This window comes from Ruegeria sp. HKCCE4148, from assembly GCF_017872495.1.
GTDB lineage: Bacteria > Pseudomonadota > Alphaproteobacteria > Rhodobacterales > Rhodobacteraceae > Ruegeria.
In genome coordinates this window covers 854,093-866,748 of sequence record NZ_JAEDOS010000001.1, presented here as the reverse complement: position 1 = coordinate 866,748, position 12,656 = coordinate 854,093, and the positions used below count along the sequence as shown (strand labels likewise).

Annotated in this window: 10 protein-coding genes and 2 pseudogenes; 6 read left to right on the top strand and 6 right to left on the bottom strand. The window is 53.3% G+C overall.

The genetic code is table 11. From position 1 onward, the window contains the following. Positions 1–128: 128 nt before the first annotated feature. Together I9187_RS04270 and I9187_RS04265 are read left to right on the top strand one after the other, a co-directional pair. Positions 129–881, top strand: coding sequence for a response regulator transcription factor (locus tag I9187_RS04270; RefSeq protein WP_171177609.1), 753 nt, complete (start codon positions 129–131; stop codon positions 879–881). Then, the gene (locus I9187_RS04265; RefSeq protein WP_209509581.1) at positions 874–1,371 is read left to right on the top strand and encodes a hypothetical protein; all 498 of its coding nucleotides are present in this window, start codon (positions 874–876) and stop codon (positions 1,369–1,371) included. The genes I9187_RS04270 and I9187_RS04265 overlap by 8 nt, the downstream gene beginning before the upstream one ends. Before the next feature lie 341 nt (positions 1,372–1,712). Here the strand turns inward: I9187_RS04265 and I9187_RS04260 are convergent. Then, positions 1,713–1,856: pseudogene (locus I9187_RS04260) on the bottom strand (IS3 family transposase); the annotation flags it as partial. A gap of 37 nt (positions 1,857–1,893) precedes the next feature. Between I9187_RS04260 and I9187_RS04255 the strand changes: the two are divergent. The 3 genes from I9187_RS04255 to I9187_RS04245 all read left to right on the top strand — a co-directional run bounded on the left by I9187_RS04255 (position 1,894) and on the right by I9187_RS04245 (position 3,684). Further along, positions 1,894–2,445 carry a hypothetical protein gene (locus I9187_RS04255; RefSeq protein WP_171727618.1) on the top strand — a complete coding sequence of 184 codons (552 nt, stop codon included), beginning with the start codon at positions 1,894–1,896 and terminating at the stop codon, positions 2,443–2,445. A gap of 309 nt (positions 2,446–2,754) precedes the next feature. Next, a complete protein-coding gene (locus tag I9187_RS04250; protein WP_209940072.1) occupies positions 2,755–3,324 on the top strand; it encodes an autotransporter domain-containing protein in 570 nt (189 codons plus the stop codon). Then, a complete protein-coding gene (locus tag I9187_RS04245; protein WP_209940071.1) occupies positions 3,325–3,684 on the top strand; it encodes a hypothetical protein in 360 nt (119 codons plus the stop codon). It abuts the gene before it with no gap. Between the two features lie 442 nt (positions 3,685–4,126). Here I9187_RS04245 and I9187_RS04240 read toward each other — a convergent pair whose 3' ends face one another. After that, the gene (locus I9187_RS04240) at positions 4,127–5,104 is read right to left on the bottom strand and encodes a serine hydrolase (RefSeq protein WP_171177624.1); all 978 of its coding nucleotides are present in this window, start codon (positions 5,102–5,104) and stop codon (positions 4,127–4,129) included. Positions 5,105–5,308: 204 nt separating this feature from the next. Between I9187_RS04240 and I9187_RS04235 the strand changes: the two genes are divergently transcribed. Next, the gene (locus tag I9187_RS04235) at positions 5,309–6,289 is read left to right on the top strand and encodes a hypothetical protein (RefSeq protein WP_209509580.1); all 981 of its coding nucleotides are present in this window, start codon (positions 5,309–5,311) and stop codon (positions 6,287–6,289) included. 635 nt (positions 6,290–6,924) lie between these two features. Here I9187_RS04235 and I9187_RS04230 read toward each other — a convergent pair. From I9187_RS04230 to nirB, 4 genes and pseudogenes are all read right to left on the bottom strand, one after another. Beyond that, positions 6,925–7,116, bottom strand: a pseudogene (locus I9187_RS04230) (IS30 family transposase); the annotation flags it as partial. 117 nt (positions 7,117–7,233) lie between these two features. Beyond that, on the bottom strand, positions 7,234–9,888 hold the full coding sequence (locus I9187_RS04225; RefSeq protein ID WP_171727620.1) for a nitrate reductase: 2,655 nt from the start codon (positions 9,886–9,888) through the stop codon (positions 7,234–7,236). Further along, entirely contained in the window at positions 9,888–10,220 is a 333-nt protein-coding gene (gene nirD, locus I9187_RS04220; protein WP_171177629.1) for a nitrite reductase small subunit NirD, read from the bottom strand. The genes I9187_RS04225 and nirD overlap by 1 nt, the downstream gene beginning before the upstream one ends. Continuing rightward, positions 10,217–12,652 (bottom strand): nitrite reductase large subunit NirB, encoded by a 2,436-nt coding sequence (gene nirB, locus I9187_RS04215; protein WP_209940070.1) that lies wholly within the window; start codon positions 12,650–12,652, stop codon positions 10,217–10,219. Before nirB ends, nirD begins: the two co-directional genes overlap by 4 nt. Between the last annotated feature and the right edge of the window lie 4 nt (positions 12,653–12,656).

Sequence of the window (12,656 nt, the reverse complement as noted above, 5' to 3'; positions counted from 1 at the left end):
CAGGTTGTAGGCATTCAAGATTCGAGTTATAATAAAAGGACTATAATTTATTGATTAGTTAACGTTTTTTACTCGTTCCATTTTTTAAGAATCAAATTCCAGTTACGCCTGTTTTGTAGGGGGCAATAATGAGTAAGTCTTTGCAGAATGAAACTGCCACTCAGGGCAATTATTCCGAAGATTTGTCGATCGTCTTTGTCGGAAAAGAATTGTTCTATTCCAACCAAACACTCAGAAGCGTTCAAACCGAATTTGGCGTCCGCGCCGAACGCTTTGAATCCCTCGAAGCGATGAGCGCGAATGCGCAAAACAGCAACAAGATCATAGTTGTCGACCAGATGATGATCGAAGATCTGCTGTCGCGTCCCGACGTCTACACCAATTGTACAGGCTCGGGCTGTATTGCATTTGCCTATCGTAAGGAAGGTTTGGCGCGTCGCCTGTTTCAGCAGTGGGATCGGGCCCGGTTGGGTGAGATCGGTTTTCTACCTATGAATGTTGCACCGGATGCCTGGCGCGCGATCCTCAGACTGCTGATGCATGAAGAATTGTACTTGCCCAGCTTTCTGGCCGATTGTGTACAAGTTACCCCCCAGAACCCGACACCGGCAGCTGTACATTCGCCCCCAGTCACACAAAATGGTACCGATCTGAATTCACGCTACGCCAAGCTGACGCGCCGCGAGAAACAGGTGCTGCAATTGGTCTCGCAAGGCAAAAGCAACAAGCTGATCGCAGCCAAGCTGGGCATCACCGAACATACGGTTAAGCTGCACATGCACAATGTCGTCGGCAAGATTGGCGTCAACAACCGAACTGCAGCAGCTCATTTCTATTTCGAGGTCGCACCTCATGCGGTGCAGCAGCCCGCCCTTGACTGACACGTTCGAAACCCGGTTCGACCGCCTGATCTTATTGGTTGGTAGGTTGAACTATATGTGGACCAACACCGAAAGCCTGTTGATCCATCTGATAGCTGGCCTAACAGGGGCATCCAAAGACGTCTCCGTCATCATCTTTCTAACTCTGAACACCACCCGTGCCCGAATTGATTTGGTCGAACGCTTGGCCAAGATGGAGGGGCGTCCGCCACAAATCCGCGACCCGATCCTTGCGCATACGCAGCGTCTGACAAAGCTGTCGGGCATCCGCAACAAATACAATCATTGTATCTATTCCTTCGACCCCGAAAGCGGTAATCCAAAGACCATCCTGATGCGCATCGCGGATCGCAAAACCGACATCAAACTCGGCCGCGAAGACACAGTAGACGATAAAGCCCTGCGCGAGATCGAAGGGGTTGTTGATCAGTTGTCTGCGGCAAACAGAGACATTTGGAAGTTAATCCAGGATCTTGGGTATCCGGTCTAGATCAGACAGGTATGATCGGTTTCAGAGCAACGATCGAACTATAACAATAAAAAATGAAATTTGCGTGGTATGTGTGGCAAGCACTGCGTTGATATTTTCACGAACTGATTAAACTTGTAAACCACTGTATCTGAACATTTTTCTACTCCAGATTGTATAGAAACGAGTAAACACGCCGCCAACCAGCCCGACAAAAGTTTGAGACAGACAAATGACGGCTACCTGGCTACTTTTCCTCGCGACTAAAAGCCTTCTGTTGGGGCAAGCGCATCCAGTAGGTCGGAGTACCCTGGTGGCAGCAATGGCTTGAGGAAGAACATCGTCGGTTCCATTGGCAGAGCGTCAGCGATGCTCTCCTCGCCACGCAAACCCTCCAGCACAATGCGGATCTTCTCCTCCGCAGAATGATGCTTGCGCGTCTTGCGGCGAATGTCCTTGACGACCCGTTCAGTCGTCGGTTTGTCTGTTCCAGCTTTCCGTCTCATCTTCACTCCTTAACGGTTCAGATGAGCCAGAAACCTTATGCCTTTTGATTTTGCCAGCAAAGTAACAGGGGTGGCAATGTGCATACTCTTAGCCGGCTGTGCTCAGCCAGCGCAAAAAACGGCCATGGTTCCGGGTTCAATTGCACCAACACCAAGTTCGGCAAAATACCACAGTTCAGTCGGAAAGGTGACTGGATATGGTGGGGAAGAAACCAACCCCATGTGGACATCGGAAATATCAAAAGAAGATTTTCAGGCGGCTTTAGAAACTTCTCTTCGTCAAGCTGGAATTTACTCTACTTCAGGCCAGTACACGCTACGTGCTGATATTCTTAGTGTCGAACAACCGCTTGTTGGCTTCGAATTGAAGGTCGCAATGACCGTCCGATACAACATTATTGATACTAATAGCAGGATACTTTTCGACAGAACTATAAAGTCGGAGTACACGGCAGATTTGTCGGAGGCATTTGTTGGCGTTGAAAGGTTGCAAAAAGCTAACGAAGGTGCCGCAAGAGCGAACATTGATTTACTACTAAAGGCATTGGGTTCTACGTCATCCGGTGGACAAATAGGTGCAGTCTCCTGAAGGCTGAGCAGCCTGATCTGACTGGGCCCATTTTTTTGTTCCTTTTGTCCAAAAAGGACGTTGGTTGAAGGTTGGTTGAATGACCGGTCTGCAGACAAAGCTTCCATTTGTTGCGGCAACGATCAATCGGGGAGATCAACCCATCAACCCAGAAAGAACTCGAGCGGGTTTTCTTAAGGCGTCACAAACCAGGCAAAATTGACTAACAACAAAATATTTACAGCAAAAGGCGCGGTATTCTTGTTCTTGTAGTGCTAAGATGAAGAGATATCGCTTGGTCTTCTTTTTTCTGGTAAATGAGCCGATACCTTGAGACGAATTCTTGCTTTCGCCGCACTGTCGGCTGCAAATACGACCAGTCCAACCTTTGCTCAAAGTATAAACCCTGATGCCTCCGAGGCCGCTGCACAAGCGGCTTTGTCTGTCTTGAGTATCGCCGCCACCCCAAATGAGACTTTATCCTCGTTTTCTTTTCTTGATGCTTCCGGAGGTACCAAAAGTCTACGCTCGACCCAGCTGCGAGGAGGGTACAAGCCATTTGAAAACGGGCTTTATTTAGAGGGTCTTGTTGCCTACCAAAAGTACAACCCGGTAATCTTCTTCCCGGGGATCGCTACCGGCACTGAGTTGGATGTAACTTGGTCAAGCGTGGCAGCAACGGTTGGCGTCGGCTGGGAGTTTCCCTTGATAAACGAGTGGAAGATTCGGCCGGTCGGACATTTCTCACTTGGCCAAGTGACTGCAGATGCCATTTTTGCCGACTTTCCACTGCTGGGCCCGAGATCTAACTCCAACGAACTGATTGATGGGAATTTAAACGCATTCGGGATCGGTGCTTCGCTTGGCATTTTCCGAGAGGCGCAATTTGGGCCGTGGTAAGTGGAATACCGTTTCCGTCAAACATTCTTGGAATTTAACCCGATCAATGAGCCGCAGGCTGGGAACGCAAGTGCGAGTTCCAATCAAACAACCTTGTTCTCACGTCATCGCTATCCGCTGAACAACGTCAGACTCTTCGAACTCCCAACGCAACTTGTTCTGGATGCCGGTGTCGTGCTGTATCACGGTGACAGCGCAACCGTTCTTGATACCGATTGGCTAGCAACGGCTGGTTTCGGACTTGAGATTGATACTCGCTTGACCGGCCTACCGGCCGTTCGAGCGGGACGCTTAATGTTAAACGGTATAGTTGCCGAAGAATTTTCCGGTTTTTCGATAGGCTTCGGTCTACGGTTCTAAGTCGAGGCTGCTCTTGCCTGACAATAACAATTAAGCTCAATTTCATTTTGAACCGCCACTTGCGGTTGTGCTGAGTAGAAAAATGACCGAATTGGGTTCAATGCAGGCGTTCGCATAATCGGGGCGGATGCCCACTTTGCAGGGCTGAGCAGACTATTCATTGAGTTCTTACAGTCTTGGTCAAAATTGGCCGCAAAGGCCAATCGGTAATAGATTTTCTGGAAAGAATTTTTAATAGCAAGCCCGAGTTGGAGGAGACAGTCCGGCGAGCCCTATCCAAACTGGGAATGACTTTGTTGTCGACGTGGCCAGTAAATTCGGCGTCAATGTCCTCAACCAGATGAGTCTGGATCAAGGTATTTCGACGACTTGAATGCTTTACGCGCCCGCTTCGGACATTGACCGTTACAGCGCACTCTAGGGTTTTCAAAAAGTGCTTTATCTAATTGGCGTTCAGGATCGGACCATCCAACAACCTGACCAATTCTCCAAAATACCCTCCAGAACGCGCCGGATGCGTAGGATCAGATGTAATTGCGACAGCAAGGTTTCGATCAGGATGGGCCGCTATTATTTGGCCCCCATACCCACGCGCCAACTCATATCCTGAAGGGGACAGAAACCAGCCATAGCCGTAATCCAATCCAGAGAAAGGCGAACGGCCGTGTGGCTTGGTCGATTCCAAGACCCAACGCTCAGGAATGATCTGCCTGTTGGCAAAAGCCCCGCGGTCCCGAAGCAACACCGCGATCTTCAACATCGACCTCGGCGTAATCGCCATCTCATTCCCACCCAAGTAGTAACCCTGTGGATCCTTCGTCCAAGCAGGTATCTCGATACCAAGCGGTGCACCCAGCCTCTCACGCGTCAATCTCAAAAGACTTAGGCCGGTCGCCACAGTCAATGCTGCGCCAAGCAGATGGGTCGATCCGGTAGAATAGAGCATCTGTTGTCCTGGCTCTGCAACCATGGGTCGTGTCAAAGCATCCGCTATCCAGTTGGGAGAGTTGACCCATTCTCCATAGTTGCTGCCAGAGGTTCTTTCGAGCCCTGCCCGCAGTGTCACCAGATCTTCCATTGTAATGCTCTCAGAACCGGGTGTGGCATTGGCGGGCAAGAGTTGCGGAGCGACCTCCTGCAAGGTGGCATTCACAGACGGGATTTCCTGCCGGTCGATCGCCGTCCCAAGCAACAAAGCCACAATGCTTTTCGAACAAGACTTTATATTCGCTGGTTTATCCAGGCCTGCACCCTGTCGAGCCTGAGCAAAAATGACGTCGTCTCCGCGTTGAATTTGAAGTGAATGCAACTGCTGAAGATCGCTGATTGCATCATTCAGCGCCACCGTTTGTCCCCGTCCAATATACGGCGCACAAATTGCGGTTGTCGTTACCAACAGGAACTTTCGACGTGTGATCATGGCAGTCATTTGGAAGCAAATATCCGAATGTCCAGTTACTAAAGCAACATCAAAGCTTTTTTGTCGAAGATGCTCAAAATGCCTCCCAAAACGAACACCGGGATTTCAGGCAACAGAAAGCTTCGTCACACACTTGGCCGGCATTCTCGGGCGTAAGAACTGTGGTAGGCTGACCTTGAGGACATTCTAGCAGGAGATCTCCCGTTGCTACAGAATTCACTCCGTCTCACACTCTCTGCCGCGGCAATTGCCATCTCGGTAGGCTTCTTGCCGGACCGCGTCGAAGCATTTTCGCAAGATATACCAGCGTGGTTACAAAAACACGTGGGAACAGGTGATGGGCAAATCGCACCAATTGTTCTGAACAGGGCGCGTGCGCTTTACATCGAGAAAGTACGACGAGGCGAAGTAAAGAACCCCTGCTACCTTGCCAAGGATGCAACCCGCCCCAGCACTGCAAGAAACGGCAATCCGGGCAAGCGGTTTTACGTCATTTGCGAGTCACAAAAGTCCTTCCGAGCGGTTTCGTCCGGCTATGGCAATGGCAGAAAACTAAAGAACGCCAATTTTTCGAATGGTCGGCAATGCGCGAAGAACTTCAGCAATGCAGAAGGGTCTAAACTTACCGCCGGCGGTGCCTATGTGACGGCTGAAACCCGCACGTCGTTCAAAGGTTATTACAGTCACTCCGGCAAAACGCAGCCGTTCTACCGCACTTTTCTTTTGTTCGATGGGGAAGGAGAAACGAGCAATGCTCGGGAGCGCGCCATTGGAGGCCATCCAGCTGTCTTCCTTAAGTGGCAATGTAGATTCAAGAATCCTAGAAGCACACATGCAGACAACGACGGCTATGTCCCCTACGGAAAACTTGTGAACTATACGGGTGGTCGTAGCAACGGTTGCACAACCTGGTCTCAGTCCGACTCAAAAGAGATTTTGGCACTTGTTGAGGGGAACCCGACGACGCTCTACATCTACCCAGAATCCAAAGACATAAACGCTGTCGCCAAGGCGGTAAAAAAAGGAAAATCACTGTCTCGAGCTGGAGTTTATTGGAACGCAGTTTGCCTACAAGCAATTGGCGCCCCAAAGTTCTGGCCCAAAAGCAGCCTCCAACCGATTATAAATAATTGGAGAGCATCCTTGCGCAAACAGCCGCCATTGGAGTTACCTATCTGCAATTAATCTGCACAGCAGACCCTGGGCGCGCTGCCCCTCAAGCATTTCTGTTAAGGGCTCAAATTAGTCTTTCGCCGCGCTTTGCTCGAACGTCCGATGCGGCTCTTGCGTTCAGGCATGTATCAACGCTCGGCAACGGCCGTTAGCGGATCGGCTTAGCCGCTTGGGATCCAAAATAACCAATTATTAAACCTTTTCGCACCGCACAGAACCCTACGCAGACTTCCGAAAAACGGTTACCCACGCTCGAATTCAATAATAGCGGTTCACTTGGCGTTGCATTTGCTTGCAATGACGCAAGATACGCACAACTGGGTGTATCATGGTTACAGCGTGTTCGGTGCGAGTGTGCCTAGTATTTAAAGCCTTAAGAAGCATTTCGACCTCCTCTTGTGACGCTACGTTAACCTGGATGAATGAGCGGTTCTGTGAACTGGGACACAGAGCGCCATTACAAATTTCCGCTACGGACCCCACCCGCCAGCACTAGCGAACACCCGCCAGCCCCCGTAACGACTCGTCAGCAGCCCGCTCTTCCAGTCACTGGCACAAGGATGGCCGAGCCTTTTCGAGTTACGCAGCCGCGTGGGATCGCAGCCTTGCTAAAGTGCGACTGGGTGGCGTCCGCTCTGCGGTACGATTCAAACGATCGATGCAACACACTCTTCGAACGTCTCTGCGGGTGAGAAGTAACTCAAGGTCTTTCTTGGCCGCTCGTAGAGTTCGCGGGCGACGGCATCAAAACGCTCTTGGGCGTGCACGGAGAGGTCAGTACTTTTCGGGAAGTACTGGCGCAGGAGTCGGTTAGAGTTCTCGTTTGTGCTACGTTGCCATCGCCTGACCCCAATAAGCTGAATTGGATATGTGGTATAGATTGAATGGAACCCATGCTTGATTTGAATGCTAACTAAAGCAAACCGCAGTCCTGCTCGAAAACCCCGCGTCTACCTTTATTGATCTAACAGGCAATTCTTCGGTCTATTGCGGTTCAACTTCGAATGCGCCCTGACCAAGTCAGCCAACTCTGGCCTGCATGAACCGCAGTTCTTTCCAGCCTGAAGAGCATCTCCGATATCGTCCACATCGATCAAACGTTTGTCGCGAATGGCGTCGATGATGGTTTTTAGTCCGACCCCAAAACACGAACAGACGATTGGTCCACAGTCTTCAGAAGCAGCAGATGACCGGCCAGACAGAATCTGATGGAGTGAGACCTCAGGCAAAGTTGCCAAATATTCTCGCATTAGTGTGATAGGTTGGCGGGAGATGAAGAGCGCCGCCAAAAGGCGCTTTCCGTCCGACAGCGCGATCCTGTGCGAGCCGCGTTTGGAATCTTTGATTGAAGTCACTACGGCATCGGGCAGTCCAAACCACTCGCGGGCTTTGTGTTCCCAATCGTCAATGTCTTGCATCCCTGCTAACTCGATCCTGTAACCTTTGGCCGTTTTGCTCATTGCCCAGTATTCTGCCGTTGGTGAGGCCGCGTCGACGGACACGGCGAAACCGTACCACGAAGCATTCACACGTCGCACCGAAACAGCCGCCGCCTTGCTCTCAGGTTGTCCAGAGACTGGATCAACTACACTTGGAACAAGCGCATCCACACGGGCTGTTGGCGCCGTTTCACCTGTCCAGTGAATAGGAGCAAACACTTGACCTGGCGCGACTGCGTTTGTGATGCGAAGTCGAAAGATACCGCTTCCTACTACGCTGTTGAGTTCGACCAAATCTGCGGCAGCAAGGCCCAACCGATCGACATCATTCGGATTTACCTCGACATATGGTTCGGCCAAATGGGCCGAAAGACGGGGTGACAACCCAGACCGGGTCATAGTGTGCCACTGATCCCGGTTTCGTCCCGTATTCAACATAAACGGGTATTGTTCAGAAGTCGTCGCTTGAGGTGCACGATGGGTAACAGGGACAAAACGTGCTTTACCATCAGGATGAAAAAATTGCGCATCACCGAAAAAACGACCATCCGATTTGCGAGATGTCGTCGGCCACCGTGTCGGGCTCAGCGCTTCGTAGCCCGCGTCATCAATGTCCGAAAATTCTGTAATGTCCAGGTCTTTGCCAAATGCCACGGCAAGCGAGGTCATATTTGCGAATTCTCGAAAAATCTGCGCCGGTGTCTCATAACTGAATGCCTCGGCCCACCCCATGCGGCGGCCCACCTCGGCCATAACATCCCAATCTGCGCGTGCTTGTCCCGGAGGTGACAGAACGGCGCGTTGTCTGCTGATTGTGCGGTCTGAATTGGTTACTGTACCGCTTTTTTCGCCCCACCCCGCAGCGGGCAACAAAACGTCTGCACCGCGTGCGGTGTCTGTTTGGGCAGTCAGGTCACTTACAACTGTGAATGGACATTTTTCGATAGCCGCCATCACTCGGTCTGCATCAGGCATGGTAGCCGCCGGATTGGTGTGGATGATCCAAAGTGCTTTTATCTGACCGCCTTCGACAGCGCGAAACAGGTCAACAGCTTTGAGCCCCTGCTTCTCTGGCATCTTTGGCGCCTTCCAGAAGTCCTGGACGGCTGATCTGTGTGCTTCGTTTTCGATATCCAAGTGACATGCGAGCATGTTGGCCAAGCCACCGACCTCTCGGCCCCCCATAGCGTTAGGCTGACCGGTGACCGAGAACGGACCCATCCCTGCGCGCCCGATCCGCCCGGTGGCCAGATGGCAGTTCAGGATCGCGTTAACCTTGTCTGTTCCGCAAGAGGATTGGTTTACGCCCTGACTGAAGATCGTAACAACGCGCTCAGTCCCAATCCACAGGTCACAAAAAGCCTCAATCTCATCGGGGTTGAGCCCGGTCGCGTCAGAATCGTCAAGCTGCGCCAGCTCGAGTGCTTCGAAGAATCCAGTGCTGCGATCCAGAAAATCCACTGCCACATGCCCGGTCTGGTGAATTCTGCTCAACAACCGGTTAAATAGCGCAACGTCGCTGCCGGGTTGCAATGCCAAATGCAAATCGGCTTGATCGCAGCTAGCGGTTCGGCGTGGATCAACGACAACAATCTTCGTGCCGCGCGCCTGACGCGCAGCCTTGACGCGTTGGTAAAGAACGGGATGGCACCAAGCGAGATTCGAGCCAACCAAAACAACCAGATCAGCCTCGTCCAGATCCTCATAGGTTCCGGGTACTGTATCTGTCCCGAAGGCGCGTTTGTGCCCGGCCACGGTTGAAGCCATGCAAAGCCGCGAATTGGTGTCGATATTCGCCGAGCCCATGAAGCCTTTCGTCAGCTTGTTGGCAACATAGTAGTCCTCGGTCAGCAACTGTCCTGAAACATAAAAAGCCACGCTGTCCGGACCATGCTTCTTGATAGCTGCAGAGAACCGATCTGCGACCAATTGCAAGGCATTGTCCCAACTGGTGTCTTGGCCAAAGACGCGAGGAACCAGCAACCGGTGTTCCAGCCCGACGGTTTCACCCAAAGCCAGTCCTTTCGAGCACAAACGACCGTAGTTCGCCGGATGATCCGGATCGCCGCGAACGGTCAAACCTCCGACCCCATCGGGCCGTAGAAGCACACCGCAGCCGACCCCGCAATAGGCGCAGGTCGAGCGAACCTCGGGCAGACCACTTCCATCCATCAGGCTGCGCTCCGCCGGGTAATCGCGCCGTCGTTCAGTAGAATACGGCCATCCTCAAGGCGCACCGGATAGGTGGTGATGCGGCCATCATCAGCGCCCTGCGCTTCGCCGGTATTAAGGTCGAAGACCCAATTGTGCAAAGGGCAGGTCACCGATTGCCCGTGCACGATACCCTCGGATAGTGGACCGCCCTTGTGCGGACAGCTGTTGGTCGCGGCATAGATATCCGCCTCGGCTGTGCGGAAGACCGCGATGCAGCCGATATGCGTTTTCACCAGACGTGCCCCGCGTAGGGGCACCTCGTCGATATGTCCGATGTCGATCCAGCTCATTCCGCGGCCTCCAGTGTGAAATCTGCAATCGGCGCGTAGGACTGCGCTTTTTCTTTGACGTGTTCTGCCCACGGGTCTTTGCGGTAGATGCTCTGCGACAGTTCGAACCGGGCGACCAGGGCGGCGCGGTTTTCAACGTCATCGACGACCTTAGCTTTGACCCAATCCATGCCCACCTTACCCAGCCATTTATACAGTCGATCCAGATATTTACCGCCTTCTCGATAGGCCTGCGTGACGGCCATCACGACCTCGGTCGCTTCTTCTTCGGTGGGAACTTGACAGAGTAACTCGGTCTCTTTGACATCCATCCCTGCGGCCCCGCCGATGCTTATCTGATAGCCAGAGTCGACGCAGACGACGCCGATGTCCTTACAGGTCGCCTCGGCGCAGTTTCGAGGGCAGCCGGATACGGCCAGCTTCAGCTTATGCGGCGTCCACGACCCCCAGAGAATTTTCTCTAGCTTGATACCCAGACCAGTGCTGTCCTGCGTGCCAAACCGGCAATGATCGGTTCCAACACAAGTTTTGACCGTGCGCAGACCCTTGGAATAGGCATGGCCCGAGACCAGACCGGCCTGGTTCAGATCCGACCAGATCGCAGGCAGGTCTTCCCCTTTCACGCCCAGCAAATCGATGCGCTGACCACCTGTAACCTTCACGGTCGGTACATCGTATTTGTCCGCCGCATCGGCGATAGCGCGCAATTCATCGGGGGTGGTGATGCCACCCCACATACGCGGCACAACGCTGAACGTGCCGTCTTTCTGGATGTTGGCGTGCTTGCGCTCGTTGACGAAGCGGCTTTGTGGGTCGTCTTGATACTCCAGTGGCCAATCGGCCAGCAGGTAATAGTTGATCGCCGGCCGGCAGACATGACAGCCATTGGGCGTTTTCCATCCCAACTCCTGCCAGACAGCGGCCTGGCTTTTCAGCTCTTGGCCCTTGATCAAACGCCGCACATCCTCATGCTTGAGGTCGGTACAACCGCAGATCGGTTGCGCGGTCGGTAATTGGAAAGCGTCGCCCAAAGTGACTTGCAAGACCTGTTCGACCAGCCCCGTGCAAGTTCCGCAAGACGCGCTGGCCTTGGTGTTTGCGCGCACCGCGCCCAGATCCCCGGCCCCGGCATTGATCGCCTCGACAATCTCGCCTTTGCATACGCCGTTGCAGCCGCAAATCTCCGCCTCAGGCGGCAATGCTGCAACGGCTGAGAGAGGGTCCGCGGTGTCGCCCCCCTGATAGGCCGGGCCGAAGATCAGCGTTTCTCGCATCTCCTCTATGCTTGTGCCATCTTTGATCAGGCCGAAGAACCAACTGCCATCGGCTGTGTCCCCATACATGACAGCGCCGACGAGACAATCCTCTTCGATAACAAGGCGCTTATAGACACCGCGTGAAGGATCGCGGAAGACGATGTCCTCACGTCCAGGTCCGTCCGCGAAATCCCCCGCGCTGAACAGATCACAACCGGTGACTTTCAACTTGGTCGAGAGGGTCTTTTGAACGAATGCCGCCTCTTCCTCGAGCAACGACTGCGCTGCTACCTTGGCTTGATCGTAGAGCGGCGCAACAAGGCCGAAGACTTCTCCGTCATGTTCGACGCATTCGCCGACAGCATAGACATCCGTGTCCGAGGTCAGCATCTGGTCATCCACATGAATGCCGCGCCCGGTGGCCAGACCAGCCTCTTGTGCCAGCGCCGTATTGGGGCGGATGCCCACCGCCATGACCAGCAGATCACAGGGCAACTTGGTCCCGTCATCCAGCAACAGAGCGCGGACCTTGCCGTCTTCCCCAAGGACTTCCTTGGAATTCGCTTGCAGGCAGATTTTGATGCCTTTGTCTTCCAGCGACTTCTTCAACAGATAGCCTGCGGCCTCATCCAGCTGACGCTCCATCAGATGACCCATGATGTGGACCACGGTGACGTCTACTCCATGCGCGGCCATACCCGCCGCAGCCTCGAGACCCAACAAACCGCCGCCAATCACAACGACCTTGTTGTCCGGGCCCATGCCCATCATCCGCTGGGTGTCTTCCAGATCGCGATAGGCGATCACGCCTTCTAGATCATGACCGGGCAAAGGGATCATGAACGGGGTCGACCCGGTGGCAATTACCAGCTTGTCGTAAGGCACATGTCCGTTCTCGCCCTCGACCACCTTCATCTCACGATCGATTTTCTCAACCTTCTCACCAAAGCGACAGGCGATACCACGCGCGGCGTACCAGGCATCGTCATGGGTTACGATCTCTTCGTATGTCTTCTCACCCGATAGAACCGGGCTAAGCATGATCCGGTTGTAATTCCCGCGCGGCTCGGCGTTGAACAGGGTGATGTCGAACGCATCCGGCGCGGCGTCGGTCAGGTGCTCCAGCACCCGGCCCGAGGCCATACCTGCGCCAATGACTACAAGTCTTTGCTTCATGATT